Below are 16,677 nucleotides of genomic sequence, written 5' to 3'. Positions count from 1 at the left end.
GCGGGACAAGCCCGCGCATGACGGAATTCTACTAACCCTTCTTCTGCAGATCCGGTGCATTGACGAGTGGAATCGCCACGCGTCCCGGCCCCGTCAGCGGCAATGCCGCAGCTGCTTTCTCGTTGGCCATGATCTTGGCCATCACGGCCTGCCCCGCGCGCTCGAACACCTCGCGATTCTCGATCACGAATTGCTGCGACTTGCGCAGTGATGCGATGTAGCCGTTGATCTCTGGCACTACATAGCGCGCCACCATGTCCCAGCTGCGCCTCGTGTTTTCCGGATTGGCCCAGTCATGCACGAAGCCGATGATGGTACCGACACCGCCGGAAACCTGCATCAGGTTCTTGATGGTCTTGATGAGGTCATCCGGCGTGCCGATGGTCGAGGCCGCATTCTCGCCGCCCGCCGTCTTTTCCACTGCGTCCTCGGGCGAGGTGAAGGGCTGGAGGCCCGGCCGCTGCAGCGTGCCGACATTGTATTCGTTGTGCCAGCGCATCAGGCCGGGGCCGGCCTCGCGCGCGGCCTGTTCGCGCGTCTCGGCGATGTGCCAGGACAGCAGCACGCGCCAGTTGGCGCGATCCACCGTGGTGCCGTGCTTCTTGGCTGCGTCCTCCGCAAAGCCCCATTGCGTCGGCAGTGCCATCAATCCCTGCGTCGACATCGAGCCGAGCGAGATGATGCCGATGCCGTATTTGCCGGCCAGCGTCATCCCCGACGGCGAGATCTGCGACGCAACCACGAGGGGCATCTCCTCCTGCAGAGGCAGGATCTGCAGCGCGGCGTCGTTCATGGTGAACCAGTCGCTCTTCGCGGTGACGCGCTCACCGTTGAACAGACGGCGGATGATGGCGATGGCTTCGTCCTGGCGATCGCGCTGGGTCATCGGGTCGATGCCGAGTGTATGCGCGTCGGAAGCGAGAGCCCCGGGGCCGGAACCGAAAATGGCGCGGCCGCCGGTCATATGGTCGAGCTGCACCATGCGCTGCGCGACATTGTAGGGATGATGATAGGGCAGCGAGATCACGCCGGTCCCCAGGCGAATGCGCTTGGTACGTTCGCCTGCCGCGGCGAGGAACATTTCCGGCGAGGCGATCATCTCCCAGCCCGACGAATGATGCTCGCCGCACCAGAATTCATCGTAGCCGAGCGCATCGAGCTGCTCGACGAGATCGAGGTCCCGCCGGAACTGCAGCATCGGATGTTCGCCGATCGGATGATGCGGTGCGAGAAAGGCGCCGAACTTCACGCGAGCCATAGTGTTTCCTCTTTGTAATGTTTTTTAATGTTTTCGTTGCGCGCAGCCTATGGCCACATGTCGCGGCATTCAATGCAGTCCGCTGCATGGCCGCGACGCGCTGCCGCACAATGCCGTCTTGCGGAACGATCGGGCGGATCACCATTTGATGCCTGCACCGCAGCGTTTTCCGCAGGCGGGCAGGAGGACCAATGAGCTACTTCAAAACCGCGATTCTGCTGGCTGGCATGACCGCCCTGTTCATGGGTGTCGGCTATCTCATGGGCGGCGCGTCGGGTGCGATGATCGCACTGGTGGTCGCCGCCGGCATGAACATGTTCGCCTACTGGAATTCGGACCGCGCGGTGCTGTCGATGCACGGCGCCCAGCCGGTCGATATCAGCAACGCGCCGGACTTGTATCGCATGGTCGGCGAACTCGCCCAGAATGCCGGCCTGCCGATGCCCAAGATCTACATCATGGACAATCCGCAGCCGAACGCCTTTGCGACCGGCCGGAATCCGGAGAACGCCGCCGTTGCCGTGACCACCGGTCTGATGCAGCAGCTCACGCGCGAGGAACTCGCCGGCGTGGTGGCGCATGAGCTCGCGCATATCAAGCATCACGACACGCTGCTGATGACCATCACCGCCACCATCGCCGGTGCGATCTCGATGATCGCGCAGTTCGGCATGTTCTTCGGCGGCAACCGCAACAATAATGGCCCGGGCATGATCGGCCAGATAGCGCTGATGATCCTGGCGCCGCTCGCCGCCATGCTGGTGCAGATGGCGATCAGCCGGACGCGCGAATATGCTGCCGACGAGATGGGCGCGCGGATCTGCGGCCAGCCCATGTGGCTTGCCTCGGCACTGGCCAAGATCGACAACGCCGCGCATCAGATTCCCAACGAGGATGCCGAGCGTGCGCCGGCGACCGCCCATATGTTCATCATCAATCCGCTGTCGGGGCGTGCCATGGACAATCTGTTCACCACGCATCCGGCGACGCAAAATCGAATCGCAGCGCTGCAGCAGCTTGCGGGGCAGATGGGTGCTCAGTCGCAGGTATCGACGCGATCCGCGCCTCAAGCAACTGGCCCGTGGAACAGCGGTCAGTCGCGTCCGCGCGGTCCGTGGGGCTAAAACCCGTTTGGACTTAACGAGATTGGTCGCCGCGCAGCATCGTCCGGTTCAATGAAAACCGGACATGGCTACATGGCTGCGCGGCCATTCGCTGCGCTTTAGTCCGCTTGTTTACATGTCCCAAATCGTCATCGTGTGCGCTCCTGAAACGGGGACGCATGACTCATGCTCGGACGCATTCTGACGGTTGGCTTGTTGTTCTGTTCGGTGCGTGTGCGGCACAGGCCGATGCGACGATTCCCAACAAGGATATTCCCGGTGCCCGGGATAGTGCGCTGCTGAAGCGTTACGACGGCTCCTTCATCATCAGCTATGAGCGTCTCGCCTTCACTGACTTCACCATCCCGCTGTCGAAGCTCGAAAAGACGAGTGATAGCGATCGCGATCGGATGAACAATCAGGTCTACAAGCCGAACAAGCTGCTTGAAGTGGAAGGCGCACGCACGCGCATCACCTATCTGCTGCCGGCCAACCGCTCGCCGCTCGAAGTGCTGCGGAACTATCAGGATGTGGTCAAGGCAGCCGGCGGCGAGGTGCTCTATAGCTGCAAGACCGATGACTGCGGCGGCGATCCGACGCGCTCGGCTGCGGGCGGCGGCGGCGATATGAGCCTGCTGATGTATTTCGTCACTGAGGCGCAGTTGAAAGACGGTGATTTCTCCAATGGCAAATGCGCCATGGCGTCTCATCTCGACGATCAGCGCTTCTTCGCTGCCAAGATCCCGCAAGCTGGCGGCGAAGCCTATGTCACCGTGCAGACTTATCTCGTGAAGGACGATCTCTACTGCAAGGCCTTCAACGAACGCACCGTGGCCGTCGTGCATATCGTCGAGCCGAAGCCGCGTGAGCAGAAGATGGTGGTGGTAAAGGCCGACGAGATGGCGAAGACCATCGGCTCTACCGGCCGCGTTGCCCTTTACGGAATATTCTTCGATACAGGCAAGGCCGACCTGAAGCCGGAATCATCGCCGACCCTGCAGGAGATTGCAGGTCTGCTGTCGTCGGATCCGAAGCTCGCCGTGCTGATCGTTGGCCATACCGATAATCAGGGCGCCTATGACTACAATCTCGATCTGTCGCGCCGCCGCGCCGAGTCGGTGGTCGCAGCGCTCACTACGAGCTTCCGTGCAGACGGCAAGCGCCTGCGCGCAGCCGGTGTCGGCATGCTCGCACCTGCAGCATCGAATGACCAGGATGACGGCCGCGCCAAGAACCGGCGTGTGGAAGTCGTCAAGCTGAACTGATCGCAACGGATGTTGGGGGTGGGTGGGCTCGCCGGTGTGAGGTCCTTCGGATAGGCGCTGTTCTGTTGGAGAAGAGATATCTCTCCAGATTCGACCAAAGCCCAATAGTGCTAAAGAAGCAGACGGGGATATTGGTATCGGAAGTTGATGGAAAGGTTGTTGCCCGGACAGATAGAAGGGTAATTGCATGACGCCCGATGCCGTCGCCTTGGCCTCTATGGTCCTTCTGATTTTCTCGATGGGCTTCTTTCTGCTGTCGTCACCGGCCTTTCTGCTGGTGAGGCTGGATATCCCGGAAGTGACACAGCTGCTGCGGGGCCTGTTCCGTTCCTATTTCCTGATGGTCGCTATCGCCGGTGTCATCGCGACAACGGCCTTTGCACTGGCTGGTCGACTGGTTTTCACCATCGGCGTCGGCTTGATCGCGGCTTTTGCGATCTGGGCGCGGGGCTGGTTCTTGCGGCGGATGGATAGTCAGATGAGCGCACGAGACGCCGGTGATGCCGAGGCCGTGCGCCGGCTCCGACGGATGCATTGGGGTGGCATGCTGTCGAACGCATTCCAGCTTGCCGCCATTATCGGCAGCATCCCCTACGTCATGTCGGCCTGATCAGCCTCGCGGCACAGCGATGTGCTGACGATAAAGCGCGATGGAGAATGCAGATGAGCAAGTTCTCATGGCGGTGGTTGTCACGTCAGAAGCCTAAGCCTTCGAATGCTGGGTCTCTGGATGCCGCGCAGGGTACCGAACGATTTGCAGGCAGCGATCGGCGTCAACTGCTTCAGGTGCTTTCGGTCATCGTCGGTGGCGGCGCTTTGGCCGGGCTGCCGCAAAGCTCGGATGCGAAAGATGCGAGCGAGCTGCCACCGCCCAAGCGGGTCGTGACCGGCCGCGATGGCGCCGGCAAGTCTGTGTTCAAGTCCTTCGATGTCACGTCCAAGGTTGTGGAGATCGATGCCAATCCCGGCCTGACATTCTACGAACTCTATATGACCGAGGGCGTGCCGCAGCTCACCGGCCTGGAGCAGGATCCGATGCTCAAGGGAACGAAAGCGTTTCCCGGCCCGGGCGGCACGATGTTTCGGCTGATCTCCTATCCGCCCAAGCGGCCCGAAGGCTGGAAGCCGCCGCCCGGCGTCACAATGGAAAGCGGGCTGCGCGAGTTGTCGGACAAGGTCCCGGGCATGGGGGATCATTTCGAGCACGATGCGCCAGGCATGCACACGTCGGATACGATCGATTACGGAGTCGTGGTTCGCGGCGAGATGACGCTGGAATTGGACGATGGACAGAAAGTCCATTTACGTCAGGGCGACTGCGTCGTGCAGAACGGAACACGCCATCGCTGGCGCAATCCGTTGCCGGAGCCATGTCTCATGGCGTTCATATCGATCGGCGGCAAGCGCGGCTAGGACCTGGGCATGCCACGCGGGACGTCAGGCGATGAATCCATGTGGCCAAAATCTATGTGACCATGGCGCTTCTGCGCTACCGCGCCGTCATCCTGTTCCACGCATCCAGCCCGGCGATCTTGTAGGCCTCGGCCAGCGTCGGATAGTTGAACGTGTTCTGGATGAAATAGTCGATCGTGCCTTTGAGATTGAGCACGGCCTGGCCGATATGGATCAGCTCGGTGGCGCCTTCGCCCAGAATATGCACGCCGAGCAGACGGCGGGTCTTGGTCGAGAAGATCATCTTCATCATGCCGCTATCCAGGCCCATGATATGGCCGCGCGAAGTCTCGCGAAAGCGCGCGACGCCGACCTCGTAGGGGATGCCCTTCTGGCGGACTTCCTCTTCGGTGAGCCCGGTCGTGGAAATCTCCGGCACCGAATAGATGCCGTAGGGAAAGAACTCCGGGGGCGCCAGCGGCTCCATGCCGAGCGCGTGGCAGGCGGCAACGCGGCCCTGTTCCATCGATGTGGAGGCCAGTGAAGGAAAGCCGATGACATCGCCCGCCGCATAGATATGCGACACGCTGGTCTGCAGCGTTACGGGATCGACGGCAATGCGACCGCGGTGATCGACGGCGATGCCGGCAGCATCGAGATTGAGCCGGTCGGTCGCGCCGACGCGGCCGGCGGCGAACAGCAACATCTCGGACGTGACGTTGCGGCCGTCAGCGAGCCGGGTGACGATCTGGCCATGTGCGTTCTGCTCGATCGCATTGACCTTGGAGCCGAGTCGTAGCGCGACATTGCGGTCGCGCAGCTCATGCATGAATTCGTCGATCAGCTCCTTGTCGATGAAATCGAGAAAGGTCGGCCGCGGCTCGATCAGGGTCACGGCGACATCGAGGGCGCTGAAGATGGTGGCATATTCGACGCCGATCACGCCCGCGCCGATCACCGCGAGGCTGCGCGGCAGTTTCGGCAGGTCGATGATCTCGTCGCTGTCGAACACTGTCTTGTTGTCGAACGGGACATAATCCGGCCGGAACGGACGGGTGCCGCAGGCAATCAGGATATGGCCGGCGGAGACATTCTTGATCTCGTTCTTCTCGTTGGCGATCTCGATCTGGTGCGGTCCGGTGAAACGTGCCTCGCCGAGCGCCGTCTTCACGGCATTGCGGCTGAACTGATGCTCCAGCACCTCGACTTCGTGATCGAGCGTCTTTTGCAGCCGCACGATCAGGTCATGGGCGTCGATGTCCTGTTTCACCCGATAGGAGCGGCCGTAGAAGCCGCGTTCGCGCCAGCCGGACAGGTTGAGCACGGTCTCGCGCAGGGTCTTCGATGGAATGGTGCCGGTATGGACCGAGACGCCGCCGACCCGCCGTCCCTTCTCCACCACCAGCACGGACTTGCCGAGCTTGGCGAACTGGACGGCTGCGCGCCGGCCAGAGGGGCCGGAGCCGATCACGATCGTGTCGTAGTCATACATCGAAGAGGCCTCGAAACCGGAAGGGCCGGCATATGCAATCGCTTCGCCATGCAGCAATCGGGCCACAGGCGGTATCTTCCTGCACGAGGAATGCAAATTCGGTGTGACTTGGACGGGGAGATCGACCTGCGAAGCCGGGCCTGCGGTCAGCGCCACCAATTCCGACGGGAGAGTTCAATTGAATAAAGCTACCTCCGAGGTAATCGACGCGATGACTGGAAGCTGGGATCAAAGTGGACGGCTGCTTCAGGCCGAACCGTTGAGCGGGGCGCTTCCATGCACCAGATCGTTGCCAATCCTGTCGACTCCACGCTCCGCTGGTGGGTGCTGGCGATCGTCGTTGCGGCGCAGTTCATGTTTGGGGTCGATGCCTTCATCGTCAATGTCGCGGTCCCGACCATCGCGGTCGAGCTTCATGCCAGCGCGGCGCAGATCGAGGCCGTGATTGCGGTCTATCTGATCGGATATGCGACGCTGGTGATCACCGGCGGCCGGCTCGGTGACATCTACGGCACCAGGGACACCTTTCTCGCCGGCGTGCTTGGCTTCACCCTGACGTCGCTATGGTGCGGGCTCGCGCAATCCGGACCGGAGCTGATTCTGGCGCGGCTGGCACAGGGCGCCACTGCGGCGCTGATGGTGCCGCAGGTGCTGGCCACCATCCACGTGCTGTTTGTCGATGAAACCCGCGCGCGCGCCTTCGCCGTCTATGGCATCGTGCTTGGCCTTGCCGGCGCTGCGGGCTTTCTGCTCGGTGGTCTGCTGGTGACGATGGACCTTGCAGGCCTCGGCTGGCGCGCCGTGTTCTTCGTTAATGTACCGGCGGGACTTGTCATCATCGCGGCTGCTTGGCGGCTGATGCCATCCGTTCCCCGCCGTCCAGACACGCGGCTGGATATACCGGGTGCGCTGGTGCTGTTCGCCGGGTTGCTCGGTCTGATCGGCCCGCTGCTGTTCGGGCACGAATTGCATTGGGCGCCGTCGGTGTGGCTGGCGATGGCTACGGGTGCGGCAGTGATCGCCGGCTTCGTCAGGCTGGAGCGCCGTGTCGCGTTGCGCGGTGGCATGCCGCTGATCGATCTGGCGTTGCTCGCGGATGCTGCTTTCATGCGCGGGCTGTGCGCGGTGTTCTTTTTCTTCTTCGCCAATCTGTCATTCTACCTCGTGATGACGTTGTTCATGCAGAACGCGTTGCACATGCCGCCGCTGCGGGCCGGTTTTATTTTCGTACCGCTGGCGCTGGCTTTTGTTGTCGCGTCGCGTCAAAGCGGCATGCGGTCGCGCCATCGTGGCAGCCTGGTGCTGATCGAGGGCTGCGTGGTGCAGGTCATCGGTCTCGCCGCGCTGGCTGCAACGGTGCTGGCCGTGAATGCGTCATCTGCATCGCTGCTGGCGGTACCGCTTGCCGTGTTCGGTTACGGCCAGGGTCTGGTCATGGCGCCGCTGTCCAGTGCCGTGCTGTCAACCGTACAAACGTCGAGCGCGGGAGCTGGCTCGGGCATGTACGGCACCACGACACAAATCGCCAATGCAGCCGGCGTTGCTGCGATCGGCGCGGTCTATTTCGCGGTGCAATCCGAGGCATCGGCAGTCATCGCGCTGCTCGCAAGCTTCGCATTGTGCGTGTTGTCGGTCGCCGCCTGTGCGGGCTTTCTGCTATGGATGCGCCGCGCGGGCAACGTATAGAATTCCAGCACGGCGTTTGATCGTCCAGCACGCGCCTTGACAGGTCAATCGCGATGGCTTGATATTGGGGCATGGGGACAAAGCGATCTCCCCACGAGGCGACATGCCCAAGTATCGCGTCCCGCATTCCTGCAAGGACGCGCCATGTCATCGATTAACAGCATTTCCGTTGAAAAACTCGTTCGCCTGATCGGGACGCCGAAATGTCCCGCGCTCGTCGATGTTCGCACCGACGAGGATTTCGCCCTGTCGCCGTTTCTCCTGCCAGGTTCGGTCCGGCGGCCATTTGGCGACGTGAATGGCTGGGCCGCGGCGCTGCGCGGTCGGTCCGCCATGGTGATCTGCCAGAAAGGTCTCAAGCTCAGTCACGGCGTTGCCGCGCTGCTGGGCGATGCTGGTATCCCGGCAGAGGTTCTGGAAGGCGGGTATCTCGCATGGGAGAGTGCGAGCCTGCCGCGCGTTCCCACCGGCAAGTTGCCGCCACAAAACCCGCAGGGCCGCACTTTGTGGGTGACGCGCGAACGGCCAAAGATCGACCGCATTGCCTGTCCCTGGCTGATCCGGCGTTTCATCGATCCGGCGGCGCTGTTCATGTTCGTTGCGCCGTCGGAAGTGTCGGCAGTCGGCGAGAAATTCGATGCTGCGCCCTTCGATATCGAAGGCGTGTTCTGGAGCCATCGCGGCGAGCTCTGTACCTTCGATGTGATGATCGAGGAATTCGGCCTCACCACGCCGCCGTTGCTGCGGCTGGCTACCATTGTCCGCGCAGCGGATACAGCACGGCTCGATCTCGCCCCGGAAGCGCCGGGCCTGCTGGCGGCGTCACTCGGCCTGTCGCGGATGTATGCCGACGATCTCGAACAGCTTGAGGCTGGACTGAATTTGTACGATGCGTTCTATCGCTGGTGCCGAGATGCCAGCACCGAAACCCACAACTGGCCGACAGCAAAGACGAAAGCTTGAGATGGCGGAAGCAACTTCGGTCACACCACCGGCCATTCCCGAGCCGCAGACCCACGGCGTTTCCTTCTCGGAGGCATTTTCGGTGTGGCTCCGGATCGCGTTGCTTTCCTTCGGCGGTCCGGCCGGGCAGATCGCGGTGATGCATCGCATCCTGGTCGACGAGAAGCGCTGGGTGTCGGAAAGCCGTTTTCTGCATGCGCTGAACTATTGCATGCTATTGCCGGGCCCGGAGGCGCAGCAGCTCGCCACCTATATCGGCTGGCTGATGCACCGGACCGCCGGCGGGCTGATGGCCGGCGGGCTGTTCATCCTTCCCGGTGCAATCTGCATCATGGTGCTGAGCTGGATTTACGCTGTGTTCGGCAATGTCGGCATCGTCGCGGCGCTGTTCTTCGGTTTGAAGGCCGCAGTGCTCGCGATCGTGCTGCAGGCGGTGGTGCGGGTCGGTAGTCGCGCGCTGAAGAACGATGTGATGCGCGCGCTGGCGGCCATCGCCTTCCTCGCGATCTTCTTTCTCGACGTGCCGTTCCCGGTGATCGTTTTCGGTGCGGCAGCAATTGGCTTTCTCGGCGGTCGGGCCGGTCTGCCCGCCTTCACGGTAAGTGTGGGCCACGGCTCATCAGGCGGCGGTGATGCTGATAGTTTGCTCGGAGATCAACTTCCTCTCCATGCCCGGCCGAGTGTACGGCAGTCGCTCACCGTTGCGGTCGTCTGGCTGGTGCTGTGGCTTACGCCCGTCGCTGTGCTGCTCGTGGCATTCGGCAGCAATGACGTGTTCAGCCAGATTGCCGTTTTCTTCTCCAAGATGGCGATGGTCACCTTTGGGGGTGCCTATGCGGTTCTCGCTTATGTCGCGCAGCAGGCCGTCGATCACTACGCATGGCTGAAGCCGGGCGAGATGCTCGATGGTCTTGGCATGGCCGAAACCACGCCTGGTCCGTTGATCATGGTGCTGCAATTCGTGGGCTTCATGGCCGCCTTCCGCGCACCGGGGATGTTGCCGCCGCTGCTGGCGGGCACGCTTGGTGGATTGCTCGCGACCTGGGTGACCTTTGCGCCGTGCTTTCTCTGGATTTTCCTCGGGGCGCCGTTCGTCGAAACTCTTCGTGGCAATCGCGCGCTGAGCGCCGCGCTAGCGGCGATTACCGCCGCAGTGGTCGGCGTCATCCTCAACCTGGCGATATGGTTCGCCATCCACACGATGTTTCGGGAAGTGAAACCTGTTCGCACGCTCGGACTCAGCTTCGACATGCCGGTTCTGCAGAGCGTCAACGGATGGGCTGTCGCGCTGTCGGTCGCGGCGCTGCTTGGGGTCTTCTATCTGAGGATTGGTCTGCTGCAGATCCTGTTGGCTTGTGCAGGCGCGGGTGTGCTTTTGCACATCGTCGGTCTGGTGTGACGTCAATCGCGAAACCGTGTGCGGAACCGGTAATTGACGGCTGACGGAACAGGAACGTTTCGAACGACGTCGCGTTGAAGGCCGTTCACTCAACAGGAGCTGACCATGCGGAAAACCATTCTTGTTGCGATCTGCGCCACGGCCATCGGCGCTACTCCGTTCGCAGCCTTTGCCCAGGCGACCGGCCCCTCCGGCCAGGATTCGACCAAGATGGGCACCGGCACGACGGCGAAGGAAGGCGAGACCAAGGCCACGGGCACCCAGGGAATGTCGAAAAATAGCGCGAAGAAGGATTCCATGCACAAGGACGGCATGAAGAAAGACAAGATGATGAAGAACGAGATGAAACAGTAACTCGTCATCTCTCCCCGACTCGCCCCGTATGACCTGGCCATGTTATGGCCGGCCCTGCGGGGCTTCCTTTGCAATATAGGTAATTTCGGAAGCGTCCGGGGGCCTCTCGTTTCGTTGATAGGTATATTGAAACCGTATTTGTTTTATTTTGCAGTGCAGCAACCATATGTCGTCGGTACTGTTGTATAAGCTTGACGACCTAGGAGCTGCCGTGTCTCTTGCCGATAATATCGATTTCCTCCGCAATCTCCCGAAACCGCCCGGAATCAATACGTTGCAGGGGTTGGCGCGCGGCCGTGCGTCGGCAGGTTTGAGTCCGATCAGCGAATCAACGGGTTTCGGCAGCAATCCCGGCGACCTCCGTATGTTCAGTTACGTGCCCGCCACGCTGGCAGCAAATCCGGCATTGGTCGTCGTGCTGCACGGATGCACCCAGAACGCTGCGGGCTATGACAACGGCACCGGCTGGTCTGCTCTGGCCGAGCGCTATGGTTTCGCGCTGCTGATGCCCGAACAGAAGTCGTCCAATAACGGCAACACCTGCTTCAACTGGTTCAATGCCGATGACATCGCGCGCGATAGCGGCGAAGCGCTCTCGATCCGAGAGATGATCGAGCAGATGGCCGTGGACCACGATGTGGACCGCAAGCGTATCTTCGTTACTGGTCTGTCGGCCGGCGGCGCGATGACGTCGGTGATGCTCGCAACCTATCCTGACGTGTTTGCGGCCGGCGCCATCATTGCGGGCCTGCCTTACGGTATCGCCACCACCATGCAGGAAGCGCTGAGCGGCATGTATCGCGCGGCGCCGCGTGCCGCGAACGATCTCGGCAATCTCGTGCGCAAGGCATCGCCGCATACCGGTGAGTGGCCGAAAGTATCGGTCTGGCATGGCAGTGCCGATCGCACCGTCAATCCGGCCAATGCCGGCGAGATCGTCAAGCAATGGCTCGACCTTCACGGCCTGCCGCCCGCACCGATGTCCGCCGTGGATGTCGACGGCTATCCGCGTGAGGTGTGGTGGAACAAGGACGGTGAAACCGTCGTGGAATCCTACACGATCACAGACATGGCGCATGGCACGCCGCTGGCGATTGCCGGACAGGACGAGCCCTATGGTGCCGCCGGTGCCTTCCTGCTCGAAGTCGGCATCTCATCCTCGTATCATATCGCGCAGTTCTTTGGCCTTACCCGACAGCTTGCACCGGGCAATGTCGAAGCTGCAGCCGTGGAACCGGCGGCTCCGGCGGATGCCACTGTCTCATCGGTGACGCAAAAGCCGCGCACGTCAGGCGATCGACGCGCCGCGCGCCGCGATCCCGTAGGACGGCGGTCTATCGATATCAACGGTGCCATTACTCGTGCCCTCACGGCTGCCGGTCTCATCAAGTCACCCTGACAAGTAACAGGGCGTGATCGGCGCCGATTTGCGCCAGGTCTGACAGGGCGCTAAGTTCTCAAGATACGTCAGATTGGTCTTGCGTACCGATTGCCCGCGCATGTTGGATGCCCATCGACCGAATTCGCCCGACTTTCTCGCCGGTGGAGGCGAGATGGGGGCGTTGATGCGTGCTTACGATTGGGCATCGCATCCGATCGGAGCACCGGACACCTGGCCGCAGAGTCTGCGCACCGCGATCCGGATCGTTCTGAATACCAACCACCCGATGTTCATCTGGTGGGGACCGGACCTCATCCAGTTCTATAATGACGCCTATGCCCTGACCATGGATGCACAACAGCATCACGCAGGGCTGGGCGCGCGTGGCCGTGAATTCTGGCACGAGATCTGGCCCATCATCGGCCCGCAGATCGCGCAGGTGATGAGTGGCGGCGGTGCCACCTGGCACGAAAACCAGCTGATCCCCATGACGCGCAATGGCAAGCTCGAACACAGCTATTGGACCTACAGCTACAGTCCGCTCGATCTGGATGACGGCGTCGGCGGTGTGCTGGTGGTTTGCCGCGATGTCACTCGGGATCATGAAGCGACCATTGTCTTGCGCGAGCGAGAAGCAGAGCTCGCGCGCGTGCAGCAGATCGGCCAGATCGGCGGTCTCGAAGTCGATCTGCGTACCGGCTTCCGCAATCGTCGATCGCCCGAATATCTGATCGTTCATGGTTTGCCGCCGGAAGCGGCCAACGAGTCGCACGAAGATTGGGTGCGTCGCATCCATCCCGAGGATCGCGAGGCGACGGAGCAGAAGTTTCGCGACGCGGTGAAAAGCGGCGTGCGCGACTATACTGTGCAGTATCGCATCATTCGCCCGAGCGATGGCCAGACCCGCTGGATTTCAGTGCGGTCCTATATCGAGCGGGACGACGCGGGAAAGCCGCTGCGGCTGGTCGGTGCGCATACCGACGTCACCGATCAGGTGCTGGCCGAGCAGGCGCTGCGCAAGAGCGAGGATGAGGCGCGTCAGCTCGCGGCAAAACTTGCAGACCTCAATGAGACGCTGGAGCAGCGCGTGCGCGACAAGACGCGTGAGCGCGACCGGATCTGGAGCGTGTCGCAGGATCTCCTGATGGTCTCCGACCATGATGGCGTCTGGCGCACCGTCAATCCGGCCTGGACGCGCACGCTCGGCTGGAGCGAGGCCGAGCTGCTCAACAAGACCTCGCGCTGGCTCGAGCATCCCGAGGATCAGGCCAGGACGATGGCCGAGGTCGACAAGCTTGCCGCCGGCGAACCGACGATCCGCTTCGAGAATCGCCTTCGCCACAAGGATGGCTCCTATCGCTGGCTGTCCTGGACGGCGGTGCCGGATCAGAACCAGATCTATTGCGTGGCGCGCGATGTCACTGCCGAGAAGGCTGCTGCCGAACGCCTTAAAAATACTGAAGAGGCGCTGCGGCAGTCGCAGAAGATGGAGGCTGTCGGTCAGCTCACCGGCGGCATCGCGCATGACTTCAACAACCTGCTCACCGGCATCGTCGGCTCGCTCGACCTGATGCAGACACGGCTCGGTCAGGGTCGCACCGACAATATCGCGCGCTATATCGACGCTGCGATGACCTCGGCCAATCGTGCGGCTGCGCTGACGCACCGGTTGCTGGCCTTCGCGCGGCGGCAACCGCTGATTCCGAAAAGCGTCGATGCCAATATGCTGATCGTCTCGCTGGAGGATCTGTTGCGCCGGACCATCGGCGAGACGCTGGATCTCGATATCGCGGCGGCGCCCGATTTGTGGTGCACGCTGTGCGATCCGAACCAGTTGGAGAGCGCGTTGCTCAATCTGGCGATCAATGCGCGGGACGCGATGCCTGATGGTGGGCACCTGAAGATCGCGACACAGAATGTGCGCGTCGATGCCATCAATGCCAATGCGCCGGCTCTGACGCCCGGCGACTATATCTGCATCAGCGTCAGCGACAGCGGAACCGGCATGAGCCCGGAGGTCGTGGCGCGCGCCTTCGATCCGTTCTTCACGACAAAGCCGATCGGGCAGGGCACGGGCCTCGGCCTATCGATGATCTACGGCTTCGCGCGTCAATCCAACGGACATGTCAGCATCGACAGCAGGCTCGATATCGGGACGACCGTGAAACTGTATCTGCCGCGCCATGAGGGAGACGCTGCCGCACAGGATGCGGCCCCGCTGAAGGGCGATCAGCATGTGGCCGCAGGCGAAACCCTGCTGGTGGTCGAGGATGAGCCGGTGGTGCGCTCTGTCATCGTCGATATGTTGAAGGACGAAGGCTATCGCGTGCTTGAGGCGGTTGATGGTCCGTCGGGCTTGCGGGTCCTGCGCGAGACACCGAATATCGATCTGCTGGTCACCGATATCGGGCTGCCCGGCATGAACGGCCGTCAGCTTGCCGATCAAGCGCGCGAGGCGCGGCCGGACTTGAAGATCCTGTTCATCACCGGTTATTCCGAAAGCGTCGTTATGGCGAAAGGCTTTCTGCTGCCTGGGATGGAGATGATCACCAAGCCGTTCGACCTCGATCATTTCCTGCGACGCATCCGCGCGATGGTCACGAGCTAAAGCGTTTTCAAGCGAAGTGGATACCGGTTCGCGTCTAGAAAACGCGTCAGAATAAAAGGCGTAGCCCTCCGGTTCCATATCTCTCCAGATATTTCAGCCTCGGTGCGCAGGCTCTAACAGTTCAATCGCCGGAACCATTGTGCGGCCGCGAGCTTGTATCGGCGCAATACCGATCAATCAAAACTGGAGATCATCATGATCCGCCGTCTTCTTGGAACCGCTGCCATCGTCGCCATGATGGCTCTTCCCGCCGTTGCTCAGGCTCAGGGTGTCCCCGGAGGCATTGAGCGTGGTGCGCGCGATGGCGAGCGCGCAGCTGGTCCTGTGGGCGCTATCGTAGGCGGCACCATCGGTGGTGTTGTCGGCGGCGTAGCCGGCGTGCTCGGTGTCGACGATCGTCCGCGGTTCCGCAGCTATGTCGTGGAACAGCGTCGCCCATCCTACACCTATAGCAACGAAGTTCGTGTCGGTGCCGTGCTGCCTGAGAGCGGCGTGACCTATTACGAGGTTCCGGCAGAATACAATTCCGCCCGTGAATACCGCTACACCGTGGTCAATGGTCGCACGGTTCTCGTCGAGCCGCGCACCCATCGCATTGTGGAAGTGATCGATTAAGCCGATCAATAAATGACTTTTCGAACGGGCCGCCCTCAGGCGGCCCGTTTTGTTCCATCTATGGCCTGCGGCGTATCTGTAGTCAGCGCCGATGTTCTCGCGTAGAGAAGTGCCGGGGAATCACACGAGCACCACGCGGCGATCAATCGCCCGGATGCGGAGAACGATGGCCACCAGCAATCGCGATCAGATCGCCCCTGCCATCGCACTGGACATTCCCCTTGCCGATCGTACCGAGACAGGTCTCGCTTTGCCGGACGGCGTGCAGCCCTATCGCATCGACTGGCTCAACACGCTCACCATCGCCACCTTTCACGCACTCGCACTACTCGCGCTGATGCCGATGTTCTTCAACTGGACAGCGGTGATCGTGGCGGTCATCGCAGCGCGGTTGTTCGGCCTCATCGGCATCAATATCGGTTATCACCGGTTGCTGACGCATCGCGGTTTCAAGTGCCCGAAATGGCTGGAGCACGCTTTCGTTGTCGTGGCGATCTGTTGTGCCGAGGATACGCCGGCGCGCTGGGTTGCCATCCATCGCCGTCATCACGAGAAGTCCGACGAGCAGCCGGATCCCCACAGCCCGCTTGCCAGCTTCTTCTGGGGCCATATGGGCTGGCTGCTGGTGAAGAACCCGGACCTGTCCCGCCTCGGCATCTATGAACGATATGCCAAGGATGTCCTGCGCGATCCGTTCTATGTCGCGCTGGAACGTAATTTCTGGCAGCTGAAGATCCTGCTCATCCAGATCAACGTCTTCTTCTTTGCGGGCCTGGCCGGCAAACTGCTGTGGGGCGGCTCATGGGCCGAGGCCGTGCAGTTCGCTCTGAGCATCGTCATCTGGGCGGTCTTCGTGCGAACCGTTTTCGTCTGGCATCAGACCTGGGCGGTCAACTCGGTCACCCACATCTGGGGCTATCGCAACTACGCGACCGATGAGGACAGTCGCAATAATCTGTTCATTGGCTACCTCGCCCATGGCGAGGGCTGGCATAACAACCATCACGCCGATCAGCGCTCCGCGCGCCATGGCCATCGCTGGTGGGAGTTCGATACCACCTATCTGACGATCCGCCTGCTGGAGAAGCTCGGCCTGGTATCGGATATTGTCGAGCCGCGGCATACGACCAAGAGGTAAGGCCTGCCAAGCTCGGGCATGCC

14 protein-coding genes are annotated in these 16,677 nt (G+C 61.6%); 12 read left to right on the top strand and 2 right to left on the bottom strand.

The genetic code is table 11. The features are described from left to right. Window positions 1-31: 31 nt before the first annotated feature. Window positions 32-1,258, bottom strand: coding sequence for an LLM class flavin-dependent oxidoreductase (locus tag AB8B02_RS23395; protein ID WP_439065309.1), 1,227 nt, complete (start codon window positions 1,256-1,258; stop codon window positions 32-34). A 191-nt stretch (window positions 1,259-1,449) separates the two neighbouring features. On the opposite strand from AB8B02_RS23395, the gene htpX reads away from it, so the two are divergent. The 4 genes from htpX (at window position 1,450) to AB8B02_RS23375 (ending at window position 5,039) form a co-directional block, all read left to right on the top strand. After that, complete coding sequence (htpX, locus tag AB8B02_RS23390; RefSeq protein WP_439065308.1) at window positions 1,450-2,382, top strand: zinc metalloprotease HtpX; 933 nt, start codon at window positions 1,450-1,452, stop codon at window positions 2,380-2,382. 158 nt (window positions 2,383-2,540) lie between these two features. Continuing rightward, window positions 2,541-3,626, top strand: coding sequence for a DUF4892 domain-containing protein (locus AB8B02_RS23385; RefSeq protein ID WP_439065307.1), 1,086 nt, complete (start codon window positions 2,541-2,543; stop codon window positions 3,624-3,626). 187 nt (window positions 3,627-3,813) lie between these two features. Further along, window positions 3,814-4,236: a hypothetical protein gene (locus tag AB8B02_RS23380; RefSeq protein WP_439065306.1), complete on the top strand. Its 423-nt coding sequence runs from the start codon at window positions 3,814-3,816 to the stop codon at window positions 4,234-4,236. Between the two features lie 53 nt (window positions 4,237-4,289). Then, the gene (locus tag AB8B02_RS23375) at window positions 4,290-5,039 is read left to right on the top strand and encodes a cupin domain-containing protein (protein ID WP_439065305.1); all 750 of its coding nucleotides are present in this window, start codon (window positions 4,290-4,292) and stop codon (window positions 5,037-5,039) included. A 76-nt stretch (window positions 5,040-5,115) separates the two neighbouring features. Here the strand turns inward: AB8B02_RS23375 and sthA are convergent, their stop codons facing one another. Further along, entirely contained in the window at window positions 5,116-6,510 is a 1,395-nt protein-coding gene (sthA, locus tag AB8B02_RS23370; RefSeq protein WP_439065928.1) for a Si-specific NAD(P)(+) transhydrogenase, read from the bottom strand. Window positions 6,511-6,786: 276 nt separating this feature from the next. Here sthA and AB8B02_RS23365 point away from each other — a divergent pair, with 276 nt between their 5' ends. From AB8B02_RS23365 to AB8B02_RS23330, 8 genes are all read left to right on the top strand, one after another. Beyond that, the gene (locus AB8B02_RS23365) at window positions 6,787-8,196 is read left to right on the top strand and encodes an MFS transporter (RefSeq protein WP_439065304.1); all 1,410 of its coding nucleotides are present in this window, start codon (window positions 6,787-6,789) and stop codon (window positions 8,194-8,196) included. 144 nt (window positions 8,197-8,340) lie between these two features. Further along, window positions 8,341-9,159 carry a chromate resistance protein ChrB domain-containing protein gene (locus AB8B02_RS23360; protein ID WP_439065303.1) on the top strand — a complete coding sequence of 273 codons (819 nt, stop codon included), beginning with the start codon at window positions 8,341-8,343 and terminating at the stop codon, window positions 9,157-9,159. Between the two features lies 1 nt (window position 9,160). Then, window positions 9,161-10,558: a chromate efflux transporter gene (chrA, locus tag AB8B02_RS23355; protein WP_120287510.1), complete on the top strand. Its 1,398-nt coding sequence runs from the start codon at window positions 9,161-9,163 to the stop codon at window positions 10,556-10,558. 105 nt (window positions 10,559-10,663) lie between these two features. Beyond that, the gene (locus AB8B02_RS23350) at window positions 10,664-10,912 is read left to right on the top strand and encodes a hypothetical protein (protein WP_093757628.1); all 249 of its coding nucleotides are present in this window, start codon (window positions 10,664-10,666) and stop codon (window positions 10,910-10,912) included. Window positions 10,913-11,123: 211 nt separating this feature from the next. Beyond that, entirely contained in the window at window positions 11,124-12,311 is a 1,188-nt protein-coding gene (locus AB8B02_RS23345; RefSeq protein ID WP_439065302.1) for an extracellular catalytic domain type 1 short-chain-length polyhydroxyalkanoate depolymerase, read from the top strand. 100 nt (window positions 12,312-12,411) lie between these two features. Continuing rightward, on the top strand, window positions 12,412-14,901 hold the full coding sequence (locus AB8B02_RS23340; protein ID WP_439065301.1) for a PAS domain-containing protein: 2,490 nt from the start codon (window positions 12,412-12,414) through the stop codon (window positions 14,899-14,901). Between the two features lie 195 nt (window positions 14,902-15,096). Next, on the top strand, window positions 15,097-15,516 hold the full coding sequence (locus AB8B02_RS23335; protein ID WP_068730422.1) for a DUF1236 domain-containing protein: 420 nt from the start codon (window positions 15,097-15,099) through the stop codon (window positions 15,514-15,516). A 166-nt stretch (window positions 15,517-15,682) separates the two neighbouring features. Beyond that, window positions 15,683-16,654, top strand: a complete 972-nt coding sequence (locus AB8B02_RS23330; protein ID WP_244528061.1) for an acyl-CoA desaturase — start codon at window positions 15,683-15,685, stop codon at window positions 16,652-16,654. Window positions 16,655-16,677 lie beyond the last annotated feature (23 nt).

The organism is Tardiphaga sp. 862_B3_N4_1 (assembly GCF_051811085.1).
Classification (GTDB): Bacteria; Pseudomonadota; Alphaproteobacteria; order Rhizobiales; family Xanthobacteraceae; genus Tardiphaga; species Tardiphaga robiniae.
This window is presented reverse-complemented; position numbering and strand designations above follow the sequence as displayed.